Source organism: Vibrio sp. Vb339 (genome assembly GCF_902751245.1).
GTDB classification, from domain to species: Bacteria; Pseudomonadota; Gammaproteobacteria; order Enterobacterales; family Vibrionaceae; genus Vibrio; species Vibrio coralliirubri.
On the sequence record NZ_CADDIS010000001.1, the window covers coordinates 634,977 to 661,785 of the forward strand.

General features: G+C 45.3%; 21 protein-coding genes. 8 read left to right on the forward strand and 13 right to left on the reverse strand.

Annotation, left to right across the window (positions count from 1 at the left end; translation table 11 throughout):
* Positions 1-166: 166 nt before the first annotated feature.
* Entirely contained in the window at positions 167-1,039 is an 873-nt protein-coding gene (locus tag HRQ85_RS02890; protein WP_172378642.1) for a patatin-like phospholipase family protein, read from the forward strand.
* A 120-nt stretch (positions 1,040-1,159) separates the two neighbouring features.
* Here the strand turns inward: HRQ85_RS02890 and HRQ85_RS02895 are convergent, their stop codons facing one another.
* The 3 genes from HRQ85_RS02895 to HRQ85_RS02905 form a co-directional block, all read right to left on the reverse strand.
* The gene (locus HRQ85_RS02895; RefSeq protein WP_172378643.1) at positions 1,160-2,152 is read right to left on the reverse strand and encodes a 2-hydroxyacid dehydrogenase; all 993 of its coding nucleotides are present in this window, start codon (positions 2,150-2,152) and stop codon (positions 1,160-1,162) included.
* Positions 2,153-2,640: 488 nt separating this feature from the next.
* The gene (locus tag HRQ85_RS02900) at positions 2,641-2,973 is read right to left on the reverse strand and encodes a DUF1971 domain-containing protein (RefSeq protein ID WP_172378644.1); all 333 of its coding nucleotides are present in this window, start codon (positions 2,971-2,973) and stop codon (positions 2,641-2,643) included.
* An 81-nt stretch (positions 2,974-3,054) separates the two neighbouring features.
* The gene (locus HRQ85_RS02905; protein WP_172378645.1) at positions 3,055-3,858 is read right to left on the reverse strand and encodes a ferredoxin--NADP reductase; all 804 of its coding nucleotides are present in this window, start codon (positions 3,856-3,858) and stop codon (positions 3,055-3,057) included.
* Between the two features lie 342 nt (positions 3,859-4,200).
* Here HRQ85_RS02905 and HRQ85_RS02910 point away from each other — a divergent pair, with 342 nt between their 5' ends.
* Complete coding sequence (locus tag HRQ85_RS02910; RefSeq protein WP_172378646.1) at positions 4,201-5,145, forward strand: acyltransferase; 945 nt, start codon at positions 4,201-4,203, stop codon at positions 5,143-5,145.
* A 109-nt stretch (positions 5,146-5,254) separates the two neighbouring features.
* On the opposite strand, the gene HRQ85_RS02915 is transcribed toward HRQ85_RS02910, so the two are convergent.
* From HRQ85_RS02915 to glgX, 3 genes are all read right to left on the reverse strand, one after another.
* Positions 5,255-5,977 carry a tRNA (adenine(22)-N(1))-methyltransferase gene (locus tag HRQ85_RS02915; RefSeq protein WP_172378647.1) on the reverse strand — a complete coding sequence of 241 codons (723 nt, stop codon included), beginning with the start codon at positions 5,975-5,977 and terminating at the stop codon, positions 5,255-5,257.
* A 131-nt stretch (positions 5,978-6,108) separates the two neighbouring features.
* Positions 6,109-7,851, reverse strand: coding sequence for a sensor domain-containing diguanylate cyclase (locus HRQ85_RS02920; RefSeq protein ID WP_172378648.1), 1,743 nt, complete (start codon positions 7,849-7,851; stop codon positions 6,109-6,111).
* A 231-nt stretch (positions 7,852-8,082) separates the two neighbouring features.
* Positions 8,083-10,077, reverse strand: coding sequence for a glycogen debranching protein GlgX (glgX, locus tag HRQ85_RS02925; protein ID WP_172378649.1), 1,995 nt, complete (start codon positions 10,075-10,077; stop codon positions 8,083-8,085).
* Between the two features lie 434 nt (positions 10,078-10,511).
* Between glgX and lamB the strand changes: the two genes are divergently transcribed.
* Together lamB and HRQ85_RS02935 are read left to right on the forward strand one after the other, a co-directional pair.
* Positions 10,512-11,795, forward strand: a complete 1,284-nt coding sequence (gene lamB, locus HRQ85_RS02930; protein WP_050651007.1) for a maltoporin LamB — start codon at positions 10,512-10,514, stop codon at positions 11,793-11,795.
* Positions 11,796-11,960: 165 nt separating this feature from the next.
* Complete coding sequence (locus tag HRQ85_RS02935; protein ID WP_172378650.1) at positions 11,961-12,788, forward strand: MalM family protein; 828 nt, start codon at positions 11,961-11,963, stop codon at positions 12,786-12,788.
* Between the two features lie 66 nt (positions 12,789-12,854).
* Here the strand turns inward: HRQ85_RS02935 and HRQ85_RS02940 are convergent, their stop codons facing one another.
* Positions 12,855-14,624 carry an alpha-amylase family protein gene (locus HRQ85_RS02940; protein ID WP_172378651.1) on the reverse strand — a complete coding sequence of 590 codons (1,770 nt, stop codon included), beginning with the start codon at positions 14,622-14,624 and terminating at the stop codon, positions 12,855-12,857.
* A gap of 157 nt (positions 14,625-14,781) precedes the next feature.
* Between HRQ85_RS02940 and HRQ85_RS02945 the strand changes: the two genes are divergently transcribed.
* On the forward strand, positions 14,782-15,171 hold the full coding sequence (locus tag HRQ85_RS02945) for a DUF1294 domain-containing protein (RefSeq protein WP_172378652.1): 390 nt from the start codon (positions 14,782-14,784) through the stop codon (positions 15,169-15,171).
* Positions 15,172-15,219: 48 nt separating this feature from the next.
* On the opposite strand, the gene HRQ85_RS02950 is transcribed toward HRQ85_RS02945, so the two are convergent.
* Positions 15,220-15,804 (reverse strand): LysE family translocator, encoded by a 585-nt coding sequence (locus HRQ85_RS02950; protein ID WP_102456268.1) that lies wholly within the window; start codon positions 15,802-15,804, stop codon positions 15,220-15,222.
* A 141-nt stretch (positions 15,805-15,945) separates the two neighbouring features.
* Here HRQ85_RS02950 and HRQ85_RS02955 point away from each other — a divergent pair, with 141 nt between their 5' ends.
* Together HRQ85_RS02955 and HRQ85_RS02960 are read left to right on the forward strand one after the other, a co-directional pair.
* Positions 15,946-16,386 (forward strand): Lrp/AsnC family transcriptional regulator, encoded by a 441-nt coding sequence (locus HRQ85_RS02955; RefSeq protein WP_009845852.1) that lies wholly within the window; start codon positions 15,946-15,948, stop codon positions 16,384-16,386.
* A gap of 26 nt (positions 16,387-16,412) precedes the next feature.
* On the forward strand, positions 16,413-17,342 hold the full coding sequence (locus HRQ85_RS02960; RefSeq protein WP_004732134.1) for a LysR family transcriptional regulator: 930 nt from the start codon (positions 16,413-16,415) through the stop codon (positions 17,340-17,342).
* A gap of 143 nt (positions 17,343-17,485) precedes the next feature.
* Here the strand turns inward: HRQ85_RS02960 and HRQ85_RS02965 are convergent, their stop codons facing one another.
* The 5 genes from HRQ85_RS02965 to dsrO all read right to left on the reverse strand — a co-directional run bounded on the left by HRQ85_RS02965 (position 17,486) and on the right by dsrO (position 24,697).
* The gene (locus tag HRQ85_RS02965; RefSeq protein WP_172378653.1) at positions 17,486-18,547 is read right to left on the reverse strand and encodes a c-type cytochrome; all 1,062 of its coding nucleotides are present in this window, start codon (positions 18,545-18,547) and stop codon (positions 17,486-17,488) included.
* 9 nt (positions 18,548-18,556) lie between these two features.
* Entirely contained in the window at positions 18,557-19,198 is a 642-nt protein-coding gene (locus HRQ85_RS02970; protein ID WP_048610546.1) for a c-type cytochrome, read from the reverse strand.
* A 410-nt stretch (positions 19,199-19,608) separates the two neighbouring features.
* Positions 19,609-22,701, reverse strand: a complete 3,093-nt coding sequence (locus tag HRQ85_RS02975; RefSeq protein WP_172378654.1) for a tetrathionate reductase subunit A — start codon at positions 22,699-22,701, stop codon at positions 19,609-19,611.
* Between the two features lie 14 nt (positions 22,702-22,715).
* Positions 22,716-23,864: an NrfD/PsrC family molybdoenzyme membrane anchor subunit gene (nrfD, locus tag HRQ85_RS02980; protein WP_172378655.1), complete on the reverse strand. Its 1,149-nt coding sequence runs from the start codon at positions 23,862-23,864 to the stop codon at positions 22,716-22,718.
* On the reverse strand, positions 23,861-24,697 hold the full coding sequence (dsrO, locus tag HRQ85_RS02985) for a sulfate reduction electron transfer complex DsrMKJOP subunit DsrO (protein WP_172378656.1): 837 nt from the start codon (positions 24,695-24,697) through the stop codon (positions 23,861-23,863). Before dsrO ends, nrfD begins: the two co-directional genes overlap by 4 nt.
* Before the next feature lie 238 nt (positions 24,698-24,935).
* Between dsrO and HRQ85_RS02990 the strand changes: the two genes are divergently transcribed.
* The gene (locus HRQ85_RS02990) at positions 24,936-26,807 is read left to right on the forward strand and encodes a sensor histidine kinase (RefSeq protein WP_172378657.1); all 1,872 of its coding nucleotides are present in this window, start codon (positions 24,936-24,938) and stop codon (positions 26,805-26,807) included.
* The last annotated feature ends 2 nt before the right edge of the window (positions 26,808-26,809 follow it).

Genomic DNA, 26,809 nt, shown 5'->3' on the forward strand with positions numbered 1-26,809 from the left:
GCCTTTTTTGATCTCGCTGAATATCAAGCAACCCTAAATCATTGAAAAATAAAACAATCCACATTGATAGTTTTTACCTATCGAATTGATAAATCTATCCCATTATCTTTGTAAGAGTGATCGGATTATTCTACGACTATCAGTTTATAAAGTAGAAGAGTTTGAGATGAATAAGAGCGCATTAATCGTTGAAGGTGGAGCAATGAGAGGCATTTTTGCTGCCGGAGTTTTAGACGCCTTCATGCAAGACGATTTCCGTCCTTATGACTTTGCCATCGGCGTATCTGCAGGTGTGTCGAATCTGGTTGGTTACTTATCTCATGCACCAAAACGTAGTTATGATGTGATCACCACAATGGCGACGGATAAAACTTTCTTTAATCCTGCTCGCTTTGCCAAAGGTGGTAATTTAGTGGACGTTAAATGGTTATGGAACGAATCCAATCAACGTTATCCGCTCGATTGTGGTGAGCTTTTTTCAAGTATCCCACTGATTGCTGCTGTGACTAATGTGGATACGGGCAGTGCTGATTACTATCACATTAAGCCAGAGAACCTTTCTAATGTGGTTGAAGCAACAACCGCTTTACCTATCGCTTACCGCGAGACACCGTGTTTCTCTGGTGGCTGTTATACCGATGGTGGTGTCGCGGATTCGATTCCGGTTCGCGAAGCATACCGTCGCGGTGCGCGAGACATCACCGTGATTCTTTCTCATCCTTTAAGTTACCGAATGAAGCCTCAAAAGCACCAATGGATGCTGAAAAAGCTATTAAAGAAATTCCCTAACATTGCAGAATCGATGGCGGTGCGTGCTGAAAACTACAACCAGTCTTTGGAGTTCATTCGTAATCCACCCAAAGATGCGACCATTAAAGTGATAGCGCCACCGGAAGCCTTCGCGGTTAAGCGTTTAACTATGGATCAAAGTACTCTTAATGCAGGTTACGAGATGGGCGTAAAAGCCGGTCAAGAGCACCTTGCCATTCGAAAAGGCGTGTATGGTTTAGATACCGAAGATTGTCATTTCTGCGTCTAGGAACGTTTTTAGAATACTGGATAAACGACAAAGCCACGCTGTTCACTTAGGAATAGCGTGGCTTTGTATTTGTAGACCTAGTTTGTTTTGAACTCAGCCTGCTGTTAACTCAATCTGTTATTAAACAAGTTCGTTGCCGCTGGTGTTGCCAGCAAAGAAAGCATCGACACTGGTGAGCGTTGTATTGGCGATGTTGAACAGCGCATCTTTGGTCAAGAAAGCTTGGTGACCTGTGAACAATACATTGTGACAAGCAGAGAGGCGACGGAATACGTCATCGACAATCACATCGTTAGATTTGTCTTGGAAGAACAACTCTTTCTCGTTGTCGTAAACATCAAGACCAAGCGCACCGATCTTACTCTGTTTAAGCGCTTCAATCGCAGCGGTTGAATCCAGTAGTTCACCACGGCTGGTGTTGACGATCATCACGCCATCTTTCATCTTCTCAAATGCCGTTGCATCCAATAAGTGGTAGTTCTCTTTACTCATCGGGCAGTGCAGAGAAATCACATCAGACTCTTGGTAAAGCTTGTCGAGTTCAACGTATTTAGCGCCTAATTCAACAGCTAACGGGTTTGGGTATGGGTCGTAGCATAGGATGTTCATGCCTAAACCTTTCAGAATTCGCATTGTCGCTAGGCCAATCTTACCTGAACCAATCACACCGACTGTTTTTCCGTGGAAGTTAAAGCCAACTAACCCCTCAAGAGAGAAGTTCGCATCACGAGTGCGTTGGTATGCCTTGTGTAGTTTACGGTTCAAACACATCATCATGCCAACAGTGTGTTCTGCTACCGATTCTGGTGAGTAAGCCGGAACGCGAACCACTTGCAGACCAAACTCTTTGGCTGCGTCTAGGTCGACCTTGTCAAAGCCCGCACAGCGCATCGCGATCAGCTTGGTGCCGCCTTGAGCAAGAATCTCGAACACGTCTTGCGATAGGTCATCGTTTACAAACGCACAAACCACTTCGTTGTCGTGCGCCATTTTTGCTGTTGTTGTGGTGAGTCGAAAATCGTGAAAATGAAACTCAGCGTTGAGTTCGCCTTTTGCCAGTTCGAATGATTTTTCGTCGTATGATTTTGAGCTAAAAAAAGCAATGTTGAGCATGGCTTCCTCTCTTACCTAAAATATAAATAACCCACTGATTCATTCTCTGAAACGGGATTAAAACAAGGGCATGTTGACCTTTCGCGGTTAAGTTTTGTTCGAGATAAAATCGTTTTAATCGCGACGAGAGGTTTGCCGCCTAGTCATTCTAAGCAAAACCCTCTCAACAAAGAGTAAAACGATTTTAGCCGAACCCTTCGGGCAGTGTTTGTGGTTCCTTTCTACAGCGTTATCGAATTCTCATGTAGGCGAGCTACACGTCGAATTCTCTGCCTTGTATAAATAACCCACAAACGGCTGCAAAAATCAGCTCGATAGGTCAACATGCCCTACAACTCTGCTCAGTGTGCTAGAGTTTTTTTCTCTTGTCTATCACCATTAGTCATTGTAATTACTATGGTTATTTGGTCTTTTATCTTCACTTCTTGAACATTAAAAATCACAGTACGAGGCAGCTTGCTTATAAGTTCATCAATATTGATTGGATCTTACTTTCGGGTGTTGAACATCTTCTTGGTCTCTTTTTCAGACCAGAAGTTAATGTTGAATTGTGCGTCGTCGCTAAGCTCTATTCGATGCCAATATTGAGGTGGGCTTGTGGCAAATTGCCCAGCTTCGATTGTGATAACACTTTCTGGTTCTGTCGCTTCTGCATCGGCAAAACCGTAGAAGGTGACCGTGCCTTCCATTACACAAATCTGACCGAATACACCCTCAGCGGTGTTGTGATGATTGAGAAGCGCTGCCGGTATGTTGTCTTTGGTGAAAAATGGTGTGGAACGTTGAATTTTCCAGTGTGACGGAATACGTAAATGACTCATATAAAACCTCTTCTCTAACTGTTCTTTGAAAGTTGTATTTCTGTATTTCTGTGCTTCTTTCTAACGGGTGGTGGTTATTATTTACCAGTAGTTCTCGCTGCTGAATTGGCCGGGTTTTCGGCGTAAGTGCTTCTCGAAACCTAAACTAGTTAGCGCTTCGCTCGTGTCACGAACCATTTGCGGATTGCCACAAAGGTAGAAAAAACTGCGGGTTTGATTGAAAGCGACAGACGCGGTTTGCTCAAGGTCGCCTCCAAGTAACAAGCTTGGGATTCGTCCGCGCAAAGTTCCGGTGACTGATTCTCTAGAAATAATTGGAACATATTGTAGTTTCCCTTGGAAGTGATGAACGAGTTGAGCGATACGGTCTCGATAAGTCAGGTCTTGTTCTGTTCTTACGGCATGAACCAGTACAAGGTTTTTGAACGAGGCGACTTTTTCAGATTCAGATCCGTTTTGCTGCTGTATCTGCATGCTTTCGAGCATTGAGATAAAAGGCCCAACCGCGGTCCCGGTTGAAAGCATCCATAGATCGTCGACGATCTCTGGGATCTCATCTAAGGTCATAAAGCCACTTGGGTCTTTGCCGACGAAGATGTCATCGCCAACCTTCAACTCATGAAGTTGAGGTGAAAGCTGACCGTTCTGATCCTTAATAATCAAAAACTCCAGATGTTGATGACCTTGTTCGTGCTCTGGCGCGTTCACCATCGAATAGGCGCGTCTTACGAACTCATCCTCATTGTTAAGCAAGCCAAGTTTCGTAAACTGACCCGCCTGATAGGGAGAGACAGGAGCACTGACTTGAAGTGAGAACAGTTGATCTGTCCATTCCGTCTTGTTTAAGACTTTGCCGGTTACCAAACCATGAGGAATATCTGTCATATCATCACCTTTACGTAGAGAAGTTATCTCATTAAGGATACTCAACTATTTACATTTTGGAGTTGCATGTACCATGCCAATAATGAGAATGCTTATCAATACTGGGTTTGTGGTGAAAATAATTTGGAATCATGTCAAATGGACTTATTTAAATTCGAGTCCAAATGACTCTGGTGGTGTTTTTTGATGTTGATTTTGTTGATTAAGAACGATGAATTGGTCTTTAGATACAAGCAAAATTAGTGCAGTGGTTTGACCCCTAGGGTATTCAACCAATTACTAAAGAGAATATTTTGCAGATGAGTATAATGGCGGCTTTCGATCTCAATATAGCCGTGTTTTATGCTTGATAATCTTCGTATGGCCTTGAACGTATTGTTCGTGACCATCAATACCGCAATGACTGCGTTTACCGTGAGCTTCTTTGGCCTCATCAAACTGATTCTGCCAATCTCTGTTGTGCAGAAGTCGTGTACTCGTTTAGCTAACTTCACATTTTGGTGTTGGGCTTCGCTCAACCTTTGGATGTTGAACGTGAACAATGACATCGAGTGGCAAGTGGAAGGCGGGGAAGATATCTCGACCAAACAGTGGTATTTGATGATGTCGAATCATCTGAGCTGGGCGGATATCGTGATTTTGTCTTCTATCTTGAAAGACAAGATGCCGATGACTAAGTTCTTCCTTAAGTACGAACTGCTGTATGTCCCTTTTGTTGGGTTGGCATGTTGGGGGTTAGATATGCCCTTCATGAGACGTCACTCGCGTGAGTTTTTGCTGCGTAACCCAGAGCGTCGTAATGATGACTTCGATGCAATCAACAAAGCGTGTACTAAGTTCAAGCTAGCGCCGACAACCTTGGTTAACTTCGTTGAAGGGACGCGTGCCAATCACGAGAAACTGGCGACCGCGAAAACACCTTACCGACACCTATTGAAGCCTAAAACTGGTGGTGTAGCATTTGCATTATCGGCAATGGGACCAATCTTAGATGGCATTGTTGATGTCACTCTGGCTTATCCAGAAAACCAGACTTCTCCGTTTGAAGACATGCTAAAAGGCAAAATGACCAAGGTCGTGGTGCGTATTAAACTGCATCCGATGGACGAGAACGTAAACGGTAATTACTTTGAAGATAAAGCGTTTAAGCGCCGTTTCCACAGTTGGTTGAATAACACGTGGAAAGAGAAAGACGCCTATCTTGATACGGTTTATGGGGTTGAAACGCTCCGTGAGGCTGAAACGATGGATGGGCTTGATACGATTAATAAGAAGCAAGAGCAGTAAGATCAAACCAAACAATAGCATCAAAAAAGCCGATAGTTCATTGAACTGTCGGCTTTTTTATTGAATTGGCGGTATTAAAGGTAAGCGATAAAGTTAGTGCTTACTACTGTTAAATAGCTTGGTATGCTTCAATGATATGCTTCACTTGGCTCGGTTTCCCTTGCTTCTCTTGTCCTTGATGGATGCGCAAGTAGTGCTGCAATGTTTTGGCTTTGTATTGCTGTGATACCTTCACTTGTTCATCACAACTTGGTGTCCAGATCTTGTCACCGACGTTTGATATCTCGCTAACGGCTTTGCTCTTTTCTGAACCACCGCGGCTATTACTCACCAATAAAATCTCGTAATAACGACGGTTCTCTTCAATCAACACTTCATCAATAAGACCAAAATTGAGCGCCTTTAAATGGCTTCTCAATTCGAATTGCTGATGCACCGGACAAAGCAAGAAGTCGATCGCTTTGTCTGGGTGTTGACGATGAATATCATCAACGAGTTTTTGAGTAAGATCGCCACCGACGCCCGCAATAATAACTAGGTGTTTGCCTGTATGTTTCTCAAGCGGGATAGCGGCGACATCCATGCAGTAGACTTGCCATTGGCTGCTAACCGTTTGTTCGGCTATGTTATTTTGTGGAAAGTAGCGCGCTAGCTTTCCTTCAAGCTCACTCATCAAAGACGGGACAATATCGACAAAGTGAATCTGAGGCGCTTTATTATCCGACAATAGTTGAACACCCAAAAAGCCGTGATCACAGCAACAGTCCCAAATATGCTGGTAGTCATTGCTGACAAGGGAGTGGAGAGTTTGCAGTCGGTTACTTAGCTTCATAAGGTTCGCGTCGTTAGAAAAGGGATGTTGTCTTATCGAAGGCGCATTGTAATGACTTTCTAGAAAAACAAAAGCACCTCGGGTGTGAATCCTAGGTGCTTTGTAGTGGCTACAGAAATGTAAGTATAGGTTTACGATGCTTTGGCAACGGCTCTGATATGGCCTTCCACTCGGTTCTTACCAAGCTGTTGCGCTATAAGCTTTGCCTGTTCCGCCAGCGCTAAAGCTGAGTTTGTTTCGCCTTCTATTTGCGAGTACCCCACACTAACCCCTAGTGATAAGGTGATATCTGGAGTGACGATGGTTTTCTCCGCGATTCCGACTCTGCACTGGTCTAGCTGGAATTTTGCATCTTTCACATCATTGGCTTTGAATAATACCGCGAACTCCTTTCCTCCAACACGTGCCAAGCAAAGTCCCTTTGGCTTGGGGAAGTAACAGCGTATCGATTCTGCAGTCAGCTTGATCATCTTGTCGCCTACGGCTTCACCGTAGGCACGGTTTACGTGGTCGAAGTTATCGATATCAAGCAGTGCGACATAGGTGTCGGACTCGCTCGCGTAGTTTTCGATGGCGATGCTGAAACTGCTTTTATTGTCTAACTGCGTCATCAGGTCTTTGCTACTCAATTGATGTTGAAGCAGTAAGTTAGACAAAGATACCTCAGTGTAATCTCGGATCATTCGCAGAATACTCTGGCTGATCGGCAAGTTTGCGTTCACATAGAGCACTGCGATCAACTGCTGACGAGAGTGCAAAGGAATACAGTAATGGCGTTGGTGTATTTTGAGTTTACACGCTAATGGGTCTGCGTACTTTCCGCTTCGGTAAGCCATGGTGTCCGGTGTAAATCGCTCTGCAAGGGCTTTGTCACAATGTACCGTTGACTTGTTTCCGTGATAGTCGATGGTACTGAATGAGTGGTTCTCAGGTTGATAGAGACAGAATTGAATGCCTTTTTGGTAGGTAAAGCTATCCAGTATGGATTTTAACTCTCGCTTAAAGCTTACAAGGTCATCGACTTTATTCAGTTGTGACAAGGACACGTTCAAACGATAAGCCAAATAGTTTGCGCCAATCCACAATAGAAGCAGTGAACCAAGTACCAAGCCAGTTAGCGTAAATTGGTGTGAGCTGGTTAAGATGTCGTGGCGATCGGTGCCTGCGATGAATACCCAGTTCAAGCTGTTGTCAGCGTCAAACACCGATATTTTGAAGTTATCTTGATAGTAGTATTCGTGCTTACCGACGGTTTCACCTTGTGAGAGTTGATGGCTGATACCTGCGTGATAGCTGACTGATTTAGTTCCGATACGTTTTGGATCTGGGTGGAAGACCAGTCGCTCTGTTGCTCGGTCTACCACAAACACATAGCCATGATTAAGCGTTTTTAAGTCTCTTAATCCTTGTGTTGTATGCAAAAGGTCAAACTCAATCCATATTTCTTCATTTAATCTTTCCGCCGTGTGTTTAACTGCGAATACCCAACGACCATCTGCTTTTTGGTAAATCGAAGAGATGTAGAAATCCTCAACCACACTGTCTATTGAGTTCCATTTTATGGAGTCGATTTGTTCATGGGAAAGAGGTAATCCACGACTTGATATATATTGTTGGGATTGTGGTTGGTATCGAACGATATCGGAGAAGTTTGGCGTTCTTTTTAGAATATTATCACTCAATTCTCTGAATTTTTTGTCACCGATTGGTGCCGCTTTAGGTAAGCCTAGACTGGTTTCTAAAAAATAGAGTTTGCCGAATGTGGCTTCGATGTTGGAACGAATGGTAGAGCTTGCGATACGAATGTTTGATGATGATTGTTCTGTTGCTGCTGTTTCTACTTTTTCAAGCTGAGCCACAGCAAGATAGAGCATCCCTCCAGTTAATAAAATAATGTATGGTTTAAAAAGCCGAATTAATGTTTTAGGTAAAGCCATGATATCCAAAGACGTTATAGATTCATTTTTATAGTACGGCAATACTAAACAGTTTCATTAACCACATCAATGCAAATGATTCCATATGGATAAATGAGTTTTGTGATATTCAGCTAACAAAAAAGCCAGCTACAAATATAACTGGCTTCTATGGTTTTCGGCGTTTTATTAAGCTGACTTAGCTTTTGCTTTAATCAAATCAGTCTTATCTGGCGAGTAGTGCAAAATTGCCATCGAAGTAGGCGACAACAACATTTCACCTTCAGCATGACCGGGTTTGACGTTTCGCGAGTTGGTATCACAGATGGTTACCCAGTTTTGTTCACGATCATTAGGTAACGAGAAACGTGCTGGCGCATTGGTTTGGTTGATCAGATAAATCAACTCGTCGCCATTTTTACCAATACCTAAATGCAAAGCTACTGAGCTTAAGCGGTTCCAATCATCATGTTCCATAAGTGTGCCATCGACACGGCTCCAGAAGATGCGGTTCGAGTTACGCTTTTCGCCACTGAATGCCTTAATAAAAGGCACCATGTATTGCTGACGAGCAGAGATCATTTCAGATAACCAAGTCTTGAAGTAAGTCTTTCGCTCTGAATCTTCCCAGTTAAGCCAGCTGGTCACGCCATCTTGGCAGTATGCGTTATTGTTACCTTTTTGAGTATGAGATAACACATCGGCCGTCAAAATATGAGGAATACCAAAAGCAAACAGCAGGCTCGCCATGAAGTTTCGTTTCTGCTTTTCACGCGTCGCGATCACTAACAGGTTTTCGATTTCACCTTCAACACCGTAGTTTTCAGAACGGTTGTCACCGTGTCCATCGCGGTTGTTCTCACCATTCTCTTCGTTATGCTTATGCTTGTAAGACACAAGATCCTGCATGGTGAAGCCATCATGGTAAGTGATGTAGTTGACGGTTAATTTGTAAGGCCAGTGCGCTGCACTGTAGATGTCACGTGACCCCATCAAACGGGTTGCAAACTCTTTTAGGTAGCCTTGGTCACCACGCCAGAAGCTACGAGTGATGTCTCGTAGTTTGTCGTTACACTCATTCCAGCCTAGCGGGAAATTACCCACTTGGTAGCCATTCGGGCCGATGTCCCAAGGTTCTGCAATCAACTTTGTTTCTTTAAGTACAGGGTCTTGAGCCACAGCTTTAAAGAATGCAGCCTCAGGGTTGTAGTTGTCACCTTCGCGCCCCAGTGTTGCAGCCAAATCAAAACGGAAGCCGTCGACTTGGAACTCACTCACCCAGTAGCGAAGCGTATCCATCACTAAGTTGAGTGCAGGCTGGTGGGTGAGGTCAACTGTGTTACCACAACCCGTAAAGTTCGCGTAATGGCAGCCATGTTTAATGTAGTAGCGGCTATCTAGCGCTTTGAGGTTGAAGGTAGTGCCACCTTCGCCACCTTCTGCCGTGTGGTTGTACACCACGTCTAGAATGACTTCGATGCCATTTCGGTGAAGTTCACGAATTGCGGTTTTGAGTTCATTGACGGCGTCTTTTTCTGCGTAGCGTGGGTCTGGCACCATGAACAAGTATGGGTTGTAACCCCAATAGTTCACTTTATCCATGTCCAAGAGATGAGGCTCATGCATGCACGCAGCAACGGGTAGAAGCTGTAGAGAGTTGATATTTTGTTGTTTGTAGAACGCAAGCATTTCAGGGCTCACTAACCCCAAGTAGCGTCCTTTAGTATTGGCAGCCACTTCTGGGTGGAGTTGAGATAGGCCTTTTACATGCGTTTCAAAAAGAACAGTATCTTCACGGCTAATGCGTGGCTTTTCTACATCTTGCCAATCGAAGGTGTCATCAACAACAACACATTTCGCCATCGCAAAGCTTTTTTCATTGGTATATGGCGTGACGTAATCGAGCGGTTCGCTTATTGCCTTGGCATACGGGTCTGAAAGCAGGATAGGGCCATTGTCCGTTGCTGCAATGAAACCGTATTTTTGTCCAGCTTTAATACCATCAATAAAGACATATCTGATATCAGCGTATTCATTTTCCAATTTATAAGTGGTGAATTCGTCGTTCTCGTCAAAAAGAGCGAGAGAGAGAGATTTACAGTCAGGAGAATAAATTGAAAAGTTACAGCCAGTGTTACCTAGCGTTGCGCCTAGTGGATAAGGGCGAGCGAGCGTTCTAGTCATTGCTTGATTTCTTGTTCGTTTATCGACATCAGTGAACTATAAGTAAAAAGCTTTGTCACAGTAAGGTCAAGCAACTTCACAGAATAATTACGGTTAAAAAAATAATTCATCGATGAAGTTCAAATTATATATTTGAAGTAGATCTCACTTATGCTGAATAATTAGATCTGTGTGCTGTCTACTCCTCCTAGATTAAGTGATCTACCTCTTTAAAACACCGTTCTGTATATTTTCTACTCCCCTCTAGTCCCCCTTAATTAACTTAGGGGTGGAGGAAGTCAAACTTGTCATCCCCTCTTAATATTGGCTCCGTTGAAACGAATCAGGGGAAACCCTAAACCTCTCTATCTTACGACTACCATTACTGCCTTTGGTTGCCGCAAGAGAGCAAAAATATAAAAACCTAAAATAAATCGTCCTTAATGGAGTTAAGAATGAAAAAAGTAAGTTTGATTGCTGCTGCAGTGGCAACTACATTAGCTGCTGGCTCTGCGTTCGCTGTAGATTTTAATGGTTACATGCGTGCTGGTACTGGTATTAGTGCTAGTGGTTCAGGTGACGTATCTGTTAATAAAAATGGTATTGGTCGTCTGGGTAATGAAAACGACAACTACTCTGAGTTTGGTTTTTCTGAAGAGCTAAAAACAGGTGAGCAAACTTGGCGCCTTGAATCAATGATTGCTTCTGGTGCTCCAGGCGAAAATGGTTGGGAAGATGCCGACTTCAACGTCGCTCAGTTCGCTGTTAAGGCTAAGGGCCTAATTTCTTCTGACAAAGAAGCAACGCTTTGGGCTGGTAAAACATACTACCAACGTAAAGATATCCACATCACTGACTTCTACTTCTTGAATACTTCAGGAACAGGTGGCGGTATTGAAAACCTATCACTTGGTGACCAGAAACTATCTGTAGCATTGATTCAAGATAATGGTTCTCAAGCATCTGACACAGACAAGTACGGTTGGGTCGCTGGTACGAATCCAGGCGATGCGCCTACTTGGGGTGTAATTGGTAAAGAATCTGAAGATGTAACTGGTTACATTGCTGATGTTCGTTTAGCTAACATTGGCCTTTGGTCTGACGCTTCTCTAGAAGTTGCAATGGCATACAACTTCGCTACTTCTACTGATGGCCAATCAGTGAAAGGTGATGATGGTCTATTAGTTACAGGTATTATCCACCAAGGTATGGATAATGGCTTTAACCAAACTGTATTACAGTACGGTACCAACGGTTACGGCGTACAAGCGGCTAACTTCTGGGGTGCTGGCGCATACTACGACCGTTCAGGCGACCAAAATGATGCAACAGGTTACCGTTTGATCAACTGGGGTGTTATGAACCTAGGCGAATCATGGGAAATGGGTCACCAACTTGCTTACCTAGCTGGTTCTGAAATTGGTGCTTCTAAGCAAGACATCGATCAGTACTCTGTAGTGGCTCGTCCAATGTACAAGTGGAACGACACAATGCGCACAGTATTTGAAGCTGGTTACAATGCTGGTGAGAAAATCAACAGCGCTGGTACTGGTGTAGAAGACTTTGGTAACGCTAAATTCACAGTAGCTCAAGCTTGGGCTATGGGTGACAGCTTCTGGGCTCGTCCTGAAATCCGTGTTTACGGTTCTTACATCCTAGATACTGAAAATGACAACGCATTTGGTACAAATGAAGATACTGAATACGTAGCTGGTATCCAAGTAGAAGCTTGGTGGTAAACACTTAGCTTAACAAATCCTAAACTGTCCTAATTCATAGCCGGCTCGCGTCGGCTATTTTTTTAAGGAATGTACAAATAAATTGATCGTTCCCTAGGTGAATAGTTCTCTTTGTGGTAATTAAAGTTAGTAAATTTCTTAAAAAAATAACAAGAAGGAAGGGTTATGTATTTTAAAGCTCTAATGTTGAGCGGCTGTGTTGCGTTGGCCGGTTGTCAATCTGCACAAGTAGTCGAACAAGTGCAAGTGGCGCAGGCTGAACAAGTAAATTCTATTGCTGGACTTCAGTTTGCAGCAATGAAATTACCGAGTTCTGTAATTTTTGATGTTACGCCAGAAAGCCAATACCTGAACTATCAATCGATTAATAGCCCTGTGGTTGCAGTTGAGCTTCCAGCGAATCGCGGCGAGTATTCATTGACAATTTCTAGTTTGATTGGAGATACAGCCTTTGTCCCACGTGCAGTAATCTACGATAAAAATGGTAAAGAGTTAGAAAGCTACGGCCAAAGCGACTTTGAATATAAGAGGCCTAGAATGCATTTGGGCAATAGACTTGTTGCCGAAAAAGAGTTTTTCCCACCACGTACAGAAGATTCGGTTTTCTTAGTGGTTTACACTGACCAGCAAGAGGTTGGCGGTTTTACTGATGTGATCCATCCTGCTCGTTTAGACGCAGAAGGCCGTGGTAACTATTTACCAGAAGTAAAAGATATCCCAATTCCAAATGCTAACGTGGGCAAAATAGAAGTTACGATTGATAAAGCGAGCTTCTTCTCATTTGGTTCCAGCAGTGAATCTAACGCTAAACCAGCAGCAGTTGCTAAGGTTGAGACAATTCAACCAGAAACACAAACTTACTACCATAATGCAATTCAAGCAGCCGTAGACGCAGACAATATTCCAAAAGCTCTGAGCCTACTAGATGAAGCAAAAGCATTGGGTATTGAAGGCGCACAAGAAGTTTTTGTAAAAGCAGTCAATAAAAAGTAGCAACAGACCCCCAACACCCGAAGTAATTATATATTTTGACTAACTTCGGGTGTTACCCTCTCTATATTATTCAGTTTTTAATACCCAAGCCAAAGACGCCAGCGGTTTCAATTCAATATTAAAATTGCCAACACTGTTCTTAATGTCCAACACTTGTTGCGCTATGCCTTCAATGTGTTCATTGAGTATGTAACGCCCATCAACTAATTTGAGTTTTTGAATGACGTCATGTGAAATCTCTAGGTGAATATTCTCGGTGGCATGTTGGTTGAAATTTGCAGCAACGATGGTCAGCTCTTGTTCGTTATAGCGCAGAAATGCGTAAACCGAATCACTCAAATTATTGCTCTGGTGTAAGTCTAGGTACAGCCCCATCATTGAAGAGTGCTCAAGCGAAAAGTTCATGACCTTCTGATAGAAATGGCGCAGTTGCCTTTCGTTATCGTTTAATAGCCCGCCATCGAAGGCACCGTTGTTCACCCATTTCTGGTGTTGTGGGACGCCGATGTAGTCAAAGATTGATGTACGCGAGGGCAGTCCAAAGCCTGCACTCTCTGCACCGGGTTCTCCGACTTCTTGCCCACAGTAGATCATGGTTGGAGAACTGCTCAATAACGCGCTGACTAGCATCGCAGGCTTTGCGACATGTGGATTGCCAACGAACTCGGGAGAAGCGATGCGTTGCTCATCGTGATTGTCCAAGAAGTGCAGCATGTGATGTTCAATATCCATCAGTTGATGTTGGATTTCAGGGATGATTGCCGTTGAAGCCTTACCTTGCATGATGGCTTTGAGGGCGTCATAAAGATCAACCTTATCGTACAGGTAGTCCATTTTTCCTAGGTGAATATAGTCGCGGTACAAATGAGGTTGGTACACCTCAGCCATTAAAAAGGCATCTTGGTTTTTCATCTTTATTGATGAGTTGAGGTAGCTCCAAAACTCAACTGGCACCATTTCAGCCATATCGTAACGGAATCCATCAACGCCTTTGTCTAACCAGAACAAGGCGATGTCTCGGAATTTAATCCAAGAGTCTGGCACATCCACGCCTTTCCAGAAGTGGTAATGGTCTAGGTGGTCACGCTGTACATAGTCTTTGGGTAGCTCAGGAAAATCTTTTGAACCGTCAGGGCGCACACCGTAATTAATCTTTACGGTTTCATACCAATCGTCGAAATTAGGTTTAGCTAAGCGTGAGCCATTACCCGTCCATTTGGCTGGTGTTTCGATAAACGGGGAGCTTAGGCTAGGGTGCTGTTCACCACCTAGCGGCGTAAAGGCGGGCTCTATGTCTGGTAATTCAAAGGTGCTGTTAGGAATGTAGTAGAAGTTATTGTCTCTGTGGTATTCCAGCGTTGTGTCATCTTGAGCGCCGAAGTCACTGACGCCTTGCGGGTTATTTAAGCCTCTATAATGACGCGCAACGTGATTCGGTACGATATCGAAGATCACTTTTAAACCATTGCCGTGACTTCTCTTGATTAGTGCCTCGAACTCTTCCAAACGGCGATCAGGATTCTCAGCGAGGTCTGGATTGACTGAGTAGTAATCTTTTACCGCATAAGGTGAGCCTGCGCGGCCTTTCACTACGCTCGGGTGATCGTCTGAAATCCCGATATGTTTGTAATCATTGATGATGGCGTGATGTGGCACTCCGGTATACCAAATATGAGTCATACCGAGTTTGCGGATTTCAGACAGCGCTTTGTCGGTAAAATCACTGAACTTACCGACGCCATTTTGCTCGATTGTGCCCCACGGAACATGTTGGGTGTTTTTATTGCCAAATAAACGCGTAAAAACTTGGTAGATGGCGTACTTTTGGTTGTACATATTTATAATTCCTTTAACTTCCATCATGTTATGTAGGGATGAAAGGGCTTGTTTATTCTTTGCAGGCTAACCGAATTACAATATGCCTTACTCATCCTTATCAAAATCTACAGGGCGTAATTGCTACAGTATGTGAGCTGTTGCCCAAAAGGAGTTGATGTTGTCTTCATCTATTCAAATCGTTATCACTTATCTTGTTCTGGTAGCGGTGTCTGTGTTGTTTACGGAAAGTTCGAAAGTACTATTTATGTGGTATTTAGTCGTCGGATTGATGACGTTTTTTGTGTACGCGAAGGACAAGCGAGCAGCAATCAATGGCAATTGGCGCGTGCCAGAGAAAACCCTGCATACTTTTTCTGTTGCTGGTGGTTGGTTAGGGGCGTTGATCGCTCAAGATAAGCTGCGTCATAAAACGCAAAAGCAGCCGTTCAGATTTATCTATTGGCTGACAGTGGTAATTAATGTAGCAGCGTTTGCGTGGACGTTAACCCCGAGCGGGCAGGCGACATTTGGGCGTTGGCTTAGCGAGGTTATTGGATACTTGTAAATTGATGGCTAGTAATCACTTACTAACCATCATAGGGAAATTATCTGGTTACAACATCGGAATCGTTGAGGCTAGAAGCAAGCCGGCCATACCGTAGTTGAAGCTTTTGATACGGACTGGTGTTGTTAACCAGTGTTGCAGTTGTTTACCTGCCGCTGTCCAGAATGTCACTGAAGGTAGGTTCGCTAGCGTGAATATAGCGGCGATGATCGCAAGTTCCCACCATGAACTGCCGCTGCTATAAACGGATATCGCCGTCAGCGCCATCGACCAACCTTTAGGGTTCACCCACTGAAAACTTGCTGCGCCGATGAAGGTCATTGGCTTATAAGCCTCGCTGCTTTTGGCTTTGCCGCTCAATGCTATCTTGATTGCAAGGTACACGAGGTAAGCAAGGCTTAGGTATTTCAATATTTGGTGCGTCACTGGGTATGCGTTGAAAACGCCCATCAAGCCGAAACCAACCAGCAGCAACATGGCAGCAAACCCTAGAGCAATGCCAAGCATGTGCGGAATAGTGCGGGCAAAGCCAACATTTGCTCCTGATGTCATGAGCATAATGTTATTTGGACCCGGCGTGAAGGTTGAGACGAACGCAAACAAGGCAAGTGCGCTAAGTTGTTCTAAAGGCATTATGGTTCTCCAGCAAAAAAATGGACGAAGTGACTGACCGGTCATGACTTTCACGTGTTGAGAAACATAGTAGGTGGAAAGTGAGGCAATTATGTGCTTTTATTTCATCTATTATCACTAATTGCACAATAATAAGTACTTATGGATAGATTTGACGAAAGGATATTGCAAGAGCTTAAATTGGACGGCAGAATCTCCAACATTGAGCTGTCAGAACGAATTGGTTTGTCGGCTTCTGCGACCTTAAGACGCGTCCAGGATCTTGAGCGTAAAGGAATAATTCAAGGTTACCGTGCGGTTCTGGATAATGGGCTGATGGGGGTCGGTTTTATTGCTTATGTTTCGATTGGTTTATCAAGCCACAGCAAAGCGGCTCAGCTGGAGTTTGAACAACACGTCAGTATGGAAAAAGAGGTAGTGGAGTGCCACAACATTACCGGTGCTAATGAGTACTTGCTAAGGGTAGAAACCAAAGATCTACCGGGCTATAAGAAGTTTCATGCCGATGTGCTTGGGGAATGTGCTCAGGTGCAATCTATTACGACTATGGTTGTGATGGACACCCCCAAAGACGAACGCTAGTCGAGTTTTATTTCAGGAGAGGCGCAGTGCCAAATACCAATCAGTTGTTATTGTTTTTAGATGTGGTTCAACAAGGGTCGTTTACCAAAGCGGCAACCTTGCACGATATGGACAACTCATCGCTCTCTAAACAGATCAAAAAGCTCGAGCAAGATTTAGGTGTTCAGTTGCTGAACCGCTCTACACGCTCGTTTTCGTTGACGTCGGCGGGAGAAGATATTCTCGCACAAACCTATGTGCTGAAAGACACCATCAATCAGATCCAAGGCATTGCAGATTCATACCAGTCAGAACCCAAAGGTGTGCTGCGAATTACCTCACCGATCTATTTTGGGCAGCAATATTTGCAACCTATCATCACTCAGTTCATGAGAAAGTACCCAGATGTTCAGATCGTACTTTCCTTAGACGATAAGATCGCCAATATCATTGCCGGGCAGTTTGATATCGCGTTCCGCTTTAGCAAGCTGGTGGAATCGAACTTGATTGCGAAGAAGATTGCCGACAGTAACTTTATGTTGGTCGCCTCGAACGACTTTGTGAAGCAGCATGGTGAACCTAAAACGCCACAAGATTTGCTCGCGTTACCTGCTGTGATTTATACCAATGGTGATATGACGGTTGATCATCTGCGTATCAGTGAAGAGCCGCATGGCAACACTTTCCAGAGTCTGACGATTCGTGGCAACTATAAGGTGAGTGATGTACGTACCATGGTCTCTTGCGTAAAAGATGGCTTAGGTTATGGCTTCCTAGATCAATCAAATCTGTATGCCTCAATGAAAGAGCTGGGCTTGGTTACTTTGCTTCCGGATTACCCGATTTCGACGATTGATACCGCAATCTACGCTGTGTATCCGCACCGTAAGCAGACCAAACTGGTTAAAGAGTTCATTACTACGGTTCAAGACTATATCGGCTCTCCGACCATTTGGGAGAAGATGCAGCAAGGTTAGCTAGATTTATAATCGTTCAAACATAAAAAAGGAGCCAGATCGTCACACGATCTGGCTCCTTTTTTATTGTTCCGACTATAACTGATTTACAATGTAAAGCTTAGCTATAGCTAGCGTGAACGGCTCATGTTCACTAATACTTATTAATGCTCATGAATCACTTCTTTACCACTCGGATAAGCTTTGGTACCTAGTACATGACCATCAACTTCTTTGCCATAGTAGCCTTGGTGGTTGTGGTAACGCTTAGAATTTCCGGCAACATCACCTTTGTATCGAGGATCTTGCGGGCGTTCATGACTATTCACAAATGCAGCCACATCCCATGCATCCTGAATCGAAAGCTGCTGGCTCTTTCCGAGCGGCATGTTTTCATAGATGAAGTAGGCTGCGGTGTTCACGCGGTGCATACCTGCACCCCAGTTATACGCGTTTTCACCCCACAATGGTGGAAAGTATGAACGTCCGTCTGCTCCTTTAATGCCTTCACCATTTTGACCATGACAGGTTTGGCAGCTGGTTTGGTAAACCTTTTCACCACGCGCTATTGACGGCTCTTGTTCAGGGTTATCAATCTTAGGGTAGCCACGCCCTGCCAATTTACTGCGATCATCGATCGGGTATTTGCTTAACAGCTCTTCAGGAAGAGGGAAGCTTTCTGCTTTACCACCGACTTGTAAGTCGGCATCGCTAATCTCAGGAACGGGTGTATCTTGCATACCGTTCTTATCCAAGATTCCGCCCATCGCCAGCCAGTATGAATAAGCCGTTAGTGCGACCATCTCTTTCGAACCCTCGGCCGGTGGCAGGCCATTCATTGAGTAGGTGAAGCAACCTTGGATACGTTCTGCGTAGCTGTTTACCTTGTCGTTCTTGGAACGATACGCAGGGTAGGCCATGTACGCACCCCAAAGAGGTGCTGCGTTAGGCTTCATGCCCGCTTGCATGTGGCAGTTTACACAGTTTTGTTCGTTGCCGACGAATGTACCACGCATCTGTTGTGAATCGACAAACAGGGAATAGCCGAGTTTTACTTTGTCGCCAAATTCCCCATCAGGAATATCTACCAAGTCGCGTGGCACCAGATATTTATTATCTTGTGTTTTTTCAACGGCGGGCAGTTCGGTTTGGCGATCGGGCAACTCACCTTCGGCATAAGCGATTCCAGAGGCAAGGGTTGCGGTAATTAGAAGTAATGTTTTCATGCGAGCCCTTTAGTATCGGAAAGATGCGAAATAGTAAGAGAGGTTTTTGATCTCATCGTCGGTTAACTTGCCGGCGATATTGCCCATCATGTTTAAATCATCACCCTTACGAGTGCCGTTTTTCCAAGCGTTGAGCTGAGTCTGAATGTAGTCGGCGTGCTGACTCGCTAGGCGAGGGAATTTGTCAACGCCCATACCACTTGGTCCATGACAGGTTGCACAAGCAGGAATGTTTCGATCCCAATCGCCTTGGAATACAAGTTTACGATACGGGTTATCGATATCGGCTTGTGAGCCGCGCTGTTCTAAATCGGTGAAGTCGTACGAAGGTAGTGAAGCGAAGTATTCTGCAACTTCACGACGAATCGCAGGATCAGACACACCATCAGCCATGCCCTTCATGATCGCGCTTTGACGCTCACCACTTGAGAACAGAACAAGCTGATGTTCGAGGTAATCAGCATTGAGCCCTGCAAGCATAGGGGCGATGTTGGGCATACCTTTCCCGTCGGCTTGGTGGCAGCCGCTACAGGTTTCTGCGGCTTCTGGCATTGGATTGGGTGCTGCTTGTGCAAAACCGGATAAAGAAAGGCTTCCCAGAGCAGCGATGCAAAGCGTTAGAGTTTGAGTTTTTATGTTCAGCTTAATCATGAGGCGTCGCTATTGGTTGTAATGCACGCATTTTCGACATAATTGGTTGTTCGCGCTATTGTGGATTTCCACATTAATTCACTGGGAACTTGAGGTAAGTCTCACATTAATAACCTTAATCACCATGGTGGTATTGATGTGGATTTCGATAAGCGAATCCAACTGCCGTTAACGAAGTGCAAGGGAACTGCCATGTTCGCCTCGGTGTTACTGCTTGTTAAGGCTCTTTATGGCACCGATTGTATAAGCATAGACGCTTGATGGGGCTAGGTGAGAAACTTGCAGGGAAGTGATGTAAAGAATTGATGGTCGGGCGTTGAATAGCTTAAAAAAGAAGAGCAACCTCGAATGACAAAGTTGCTCTACTGTGCTCAGTCTTGATTTGACTGAAATAGGGGAGGTTTGAACGTCTAGACTTTGTAGATTTTAGCCGGAAGCGCTTGTCTTGCTGCTGCGCCCACAACCCAATCCAACATCACGCCTTTTCCTTCTCTGGTCGGGTCGATCAAGCCTATATCATTGATGTTAACGCCATCGTTTGACTTCATCTTCACAGGTTGTTGTGTGTCACCGATCCAGTGCGCACGCTCACCGAGTTCTTTATGACCAAAGCCGTGTTCAAAGCCTAATGTTCCCGGTTTGATACCATCAATCACCATCGCCAACGCATGTGTGGTTGAGCTCGGTGTTTCAATCGCAAATACATCACCGGTTTTGATACCCACAGAAGAAGCGTCTTGCGGGTGGATGTAAACCGGATTTACTCCTTTAATCGATTCCAAGCGTGGTGACAAATTAGAGACCGCACTGTGAATATTGGACTTAAAGTTAGTCAGGGTGAACGGCCACTCTTTTGCTGGGAACTGCTCTGCCAAAGGTGTGCCGTCTGCCAGTTTTTGTGGATACCATGTCGGGCACCCCATGTATTGCTCGCCACTGATGGTGTTGCGAGAAGTACCGAGCTTTTCATTCCAGATAGCCAATGGTTTGATCCATTTGTACTTCATGGTTTCATTGGTGTAGGCATTGGTTGCGTCTTCGAAACGACCGCCACGCGCAAAGATATACGCTACTTTGAGCATCTCTTCAGGCTTGAGCGTTTTGTTCATCACAGGCACTAGGCGTTCTAGACCAGACCAAACAATATCTTCCGCATCGACATTCGGCACGCCGCCTTTTGCAAATGCTAAGTTAGCCGCAGAGCGTAGGTAGAAATCTTCCGCACTGTGGATACCGTGCCAGTTGCCTTGGCTGTCTTTGATTACGTTGTCGCCGAAGCCACCTAGGCCAAGCGTTTTCGCTAGATCAATAAAGAAGTTCTCTAGGTTGATGGCACGTCCGTCTTGAGTGCGTGAGGTTTTAGGTTCGACAATCGGCCAGCGAGCGGTGATCGCTTTAGTTGCAACGCCATGCCAAGGTGTTGCCATGCCCCAGCTTTCGTAGGTCACTGTGTCTGGCACGAGGTAATCCGATAACGCTGTGGTCTCATTGATGAAGGCATCGATAGAGACGATCAAACCAAGCTGTTTTGGATCCTTAAGCTTTTCACCCAGCAAGTTGTCTAAACCCGGAACACCATAAAGTGGGTTCGCCATGTGGTTAATCCATGCCTTTGCTCGGTAAGGGTAGCCATCAATCGCAGCTGATAAGTGCTCAGTTAAAAGCGGTGCTGAGATTGGGTACCACGGCGCACGTGTCGGGTAAGGTGACTCGCCTGCGGCAACGCGACGTTTGTATTCGCTGGTTTTTTGGTACGGGAACTTGCTGCGGGACAAGAACACACCTTGAGGCTTAGTCTTACCTTTAAACTTAGTAAAGTCGTAGCGTGGGCCTGCAACCGAAGTCGGGTAGCCGCCTGCTTTCGCCATCGCCCCGCCTTTTGCATTGATGTTACCGATCAGCGCGTTCAGCATTAGGATAGAGAACGAGTTGTAGAAGCCGTTGGTGTGCATGTTGCCACCGTGAGTATCGACGACGGCTTTTGTCCCGTAACTCGTGAAGCGTTTCGCAAGTGCAATAATTTGATCTTGAGGGATTTCACACTGCTCACTGTAGTAAGCAAGGTCATATTTGAAGGCTTCTTCTTTCAATCTTTGCAGAGAAGATTTAACGCGAACAGTCTGACCATCGATTTCTACATCTTGATCGACGAACAGAGCCGCTTCATTCACCTGAATATGTGATGTTAATAGTGACGTTGTCACATCTAGGGCGATAAATCCGTCATCGTCAGACATCGGTTCGCCTGTTTCTAGCAAACCCATATCCGATGCGCGAAGCATACGCCCATTTTGTGGGTGCGATTCGTCGCTGATCACAAGGTGTGATGCATTACACCAGTGTGTGGTGCCTGCTTTCTTCATCGCTTGCGCACTTGGGCGAGACAAGAAGTCGTGATTGTAGCGCTGGTTTTCGATGATCCACTGGATCATACCCAGAACTAATGCTGAGTCAGTGCCCGGCTTGATCGGCAGCCAGTTGTTGCGATCGCCCGCTGCAAGGCTTGAAGATCCTGCCGGAAGGCTTGGAGTGACAATGGTGTAGCTGAGTTTTCCGTTAGTACGAGCCTCAGCCAGCTGTCTTGCTTGACGCTTAAACGGGTTACCCGCTTGAGCCGGAGACATACCGATGAAAAGAATGAACTCTGCGTTGTTGAAATCTGGCTTTAAATGCGAGAACTTGTCCAGATCGTTCATGATCGCGCCAGAACCCGCGCGGAACGCGTAGCCACAGTAAGATCCATGGTGACCAAAGTTGCGTGTGCCGTAGCTGTTAAATGCAAAGCGCTTCAAGATATCGTCACGGCCTTCATTTCCGGCATTAGTCACCAATAACTGGTTCGCTTTTGGACCGTATTCAGGGTTGTTTGGGTCAAGTGGTGTTTCGATGTCGCGAATCGATCGCAAGCCTTCAACTTCGCCTTCTCCGAACAAGTCACCACCCTCGGTGATCTCAGAGATAAGTTGTTCGTAGCTGATCGGTTCCCATTTTCCCTCACCACGTTTACCGACACGTTTGAGCGGTTGAGTGATTCGGTATGGGCTGTTTTGGATCTCTAACATACCATTACCACGGGCGCAGGCAGTCGAGCGGTTATTGATACCAGATTCACCAGACAAGCCAATGTAGGCATCTTTTACAGGCGTTTTGAATGGGATCTGTTGGTCACTTGATAGCGGGTGATACGGGTTACCTGAGATACGTAAGATCTCGTCATTGCGATTATCGATTCGTACACGCAAGCCACACAGTGTCCAGCAACCAAAACACATTGATGGTGCAACGCGTTGGTTTGGATTCGGCGAGATCTTACCTTGCTCATCGACACTGTATTCCGTCTCTAACGAATTACCGTGATGGATGTGATTGGTTTTCTTACCTGCGGTGCCGTCGATAGCACCGTGAACCATGTGCTTTGTGGTTGTCGCATAACCTGCAGCAAAAGCTCCAACACCACCGGCAGCAAGGCCTGTTTTCAAAAATTGACGACGTTTGTTATCCATGATGATTCCTCAGACTACAAGCTATGTGAGCGGTTAAGTGGTGATGATGTTTTTTGGTTTGGCTTAGATTCTGTTTTTGTCGCAGAGCCAGTTGTTCTTGTCGATCCAGCAGACACGATTTCAGAAGCAAACAACGCAAGTGCTAACCAAAGACCACACATACCAATAATGCCAAGTAGACCTGAGCTACCCATTGGCAATTCATAAGGGAATGCACCCACATCAAAACGTGGAATGGTTTGAACTTCCATCATGGTGACCCAACGTACCGCCCATGCAGAAACTATAGTCGCAAGCGCAACACCGATAATTCCTAGCTTACTTTGCGATAGGCGTTGTAGTGGCAGCACTAAGATCATGCACAGCAAAATGCTGGTGGTCATGATGCCTAGGTTGATACCCCAAGCGTCGTTCTCATACAGGTTGAAATGACCATGGTTAGATGCCCAAATCGACGTAAGAATGATCGCAAGGCCACCCGTTAAGGTAATAGTTCTTTGTACCAGAGCGAGATCTGTTGGTTTTAAGCTTGGCTTGCTTGAAGGCAGTAGAGCCCAAATCAACAGCGTTAAACCCGTTGCAGCAAAGAACGCTGTCGTAAACCAAAGCAACGGAGAAGCCGGTTGATGCCAAAGTGGTCGGCTCGCCAAAATCGCAATCTCTGCACCGGTATAAAGTGCGATGCTTAGACCTGATAATGCAGTTGCAGTGGCTAATGCAATCATCACTTTTGTCGATACTTGCCATTGCTCCAGTGTTAACCAAGACAAGCGTTTTAGAAGTGGGTTTTCACTCTCTTTGAGCTGTGCGATGTCATCACGTAGGTAAACCCAAGCAGTCGCTACAGCCAGACCAGAAAACAGAGGAAGAAACAGAGAGCCCAATGACATCCATGACCAAGGTGTGATGTGAGCGTAGAAGTGCCACGCACGTCCCGGTTGGTGTAAGTCACCAGTGAGGGCTAATGGTCCAACAATCGCGCCAATGGCCATCACAAGCACAAGGGCAGAACGGAATTGGTGACTGGTAGAGTTTTTGAAGATAAGTGCAATCAAAAACAGAATAGCCGCCGCGTAAGCTGAACCTATGTAGAAGAAATACTGAACCGCCCACGGTAGCCAAGCGATCTCTTGAGCGGGAACTAACACCTCAGTGATATTCATGCTGTCTCTCCTTGTTTGCCTTGTGTCGCTATTGCCAATTCTTGTTTGCTAGAGGATGAGTTATCGATGGCGGCTGGATCATAAATCGCAGGTTGACCTTCGATATGGCTAACGAAACGCTCGTTCATGCCGATATAGAAAACATGTGGGTTGGTATTTTGCTCTGGCTTAAGCACCTTGATGTCGTTTTGGTTTTCATTAAGCAGGCGGTTGATCTCGCTGTTTGGATCTTTGAGGTCACCAATAACGCGCGCGCCACCAACACAGGTTTCGACACAAGCGGGCAATAAGCCGTCTTCAAGGCGGTGTGCACAGAAGGTACATTTGTCTGCGGTAAGGGTGTCATTGTTGATGAATCGAGCGTCGTAAGGGCAGGCTTGAACACAGTAAGCACAGGCTACGCAACGTTCGTTATCGACTATCACAATGCCGTCTTCACGTTGGAAGGTCGCTTGAACAGGACAAACCTTGATGCAGGGAGCGTTGTCGCAGTGGTTACACAGACGAGGCAACATGAATGACTTCACGTCTTGTTGAGCTGTCGAACCATCATCAAGGGAGACTTCATACTGTTTTACGGTGGTTCTGAACTGGCCAATTGGCGCTTGGTTTTCAACGCTACAGCCAACAGTGCACGCCTGACAGCCAACACATTTACGTAAATCAACCGCCATGGCGTAGCGTTTACCTACTTCGCCTTTGCGGTCAGGTTGGTTGTTATTTCGAATGTCTGTGCTTGCGACTGCGGTGTTGATTCCGGTGATGGGAATGAGCGCAGCACCAGCGGAAACCTTGCCGAATTGGCTGAGAAACCGTCTTTTCAATGAGTCCATGTTGGTACCTATAAATGGGTATTCTATCTGTTGGGCTCATTGTCAGATTTTGTGCGTACGTGGGGTATTGTGGATTTCCACATACCTAGATCAAAGTTGATCTAGAACAAATGTGGTTTTACCAATCTAGCTGTTATGCTTTGTTTAAAGGCTCTATTTAACGTGTCGTCAATGCGTTATTTGAGTGTGGACATGCCGTCAGTGTGGACATGCCGTCAGTGTGGAGAAAGAGATTTTAGTGACAGTCCGAAACCTAATATCAATCGTTAGCCTTTGTTGGTTGAGCTTAACCGCAGGAATGTGTTTAGCCGCTCAAACGGATCAAGAGATTACAACGACAAGCACTGTTGAGTCGGAGCAGGTTATTGAGGTCGGTGTATTGGCTATTCGAGGCAAGCTTTCCGCGCAGCAGCGTTGGCAGCCGACGATGGATTGGTTGTCGGAGCGCATTCCCGGCAAACACTTTGTTCTCAAGCCTTTCAACTTAGAAGAGATGGCTGATGCGGTAAAAGGTGTTGAGGTCGACTTTGTCATCACCAACCCGGGTCAGGCGGTTCGATTAGGTCGTCAATATGACCTGTCTTGGATGGCGACCATGACCAGCCATAACTTCGAAGATCGAAGCATCAGTAATTCCCGAAGTATTGGTTCTGCCTTGGTGGTAAGAAGAATGTCACCCTATATCTCGCTCGAACAATTAAGCGGTAAGCCGATTGCGGCAGTATCTGAAAATGCATTCGGTGGCTATCTAACAATGCGTTATCAAGTGATGCAACAAGGGCTTAATCCCAACCACTTTTTCTCTAACACCCAATTTTTAGGTTTCCCGATCGACGCCAGTTTGTATCAACTGCGTGAAGGACATATTGAAGCGGCTGTCGTACCAAGCTGTTTAGTTGAGAACATGATCAGTGAAGGTTTGCTGGTGGCGGGACAATATCGAATTATCGAGAATCAAGCACCAGAAGGATTCCGATGCCAAGTGTCTACGCCGTTGTACCCCAATTGGTCGTTCGCTAAAACAGAGCGGGCTTCTTCGGCACTGGCTAAGCAGATGAGTCAGGTGTTATTTGCGATGCCTAAGAGCAGTGCACCGGCCATTGCAGCGAATGCATCGGGTTGGACGTCACCGCAAAGTTTGCTCTCGATAGACAAGCTTTATCAACAACTCGACATGCACCCACTGCAACAACCTTGGTGGAAAGAAGCGTTAATCTGGCTCAAGTACAATCAGCAGTGGGCATGGGCGTTCTTTATTCTGGTGGTGTTACTGAATGCTTACCACTTTTGGTTGGAATACAAATTCAGCCGAAGCAAAAAGCAGTTAGAAGCCACGCTACACAAGCTGAAAACTAAGAGCGAACAGTTAGAACATTCACAGCGCATAGCTGTGGTTGGTGAACTTGGAAGCAGCTTAGCACACGAGATCAATCAGCCTTTGGCAGCGATTCGTAACTATAGTGAAGGTGGTTTACTGCGGATTTCGAAGAACAAACCGCTGACTGATATAGAGCCTGTATTTGAGAAGATCCAGTCACAAGTGGACCGTGCAGATGCAATCATCCAGCGATTGAGAAACATGATCAAAAAACGCTCATCAGAGAAGTCTCAGACCGATATCGAGCAGCTGCTTACAGACACCATTGAGTTACTGCAATTCCGATTACAGAAGCACAAGATAACCATTGAACGCTATGCCGTAGGTAAGCCTATTAAACTAAATATTGACCCTGTGGGTTTGCAACAGGTGATTGTCAACCTGATCAACAATGCAACGGACGCGTGTAATGCACAGCAGCATCGCGAACAAAGCGCTGCGTCTGATATTGATAACAAAAACAGTGAGCCAGCGACAATTAAAGTGATTACCGAGTATCAACCGGATAAAATAATGTTGTCGATTATCGATAACGGAACGGGCTTAGATTTCACTGAACAAGAAGTGACTCAAGCCTTTGTGAGCAGCAAAGAAAATGGCTTGGGGCTTGGGCTCGCGATTTGCCAAGATGTTATTGAAGATCACAGTGGTCAAATGACGATCACCTCACTTAGCCCACATGGATGTCATGTTGCGGTGACATTGCCTTTCTCTCTTTCAAACGATTCATAAGG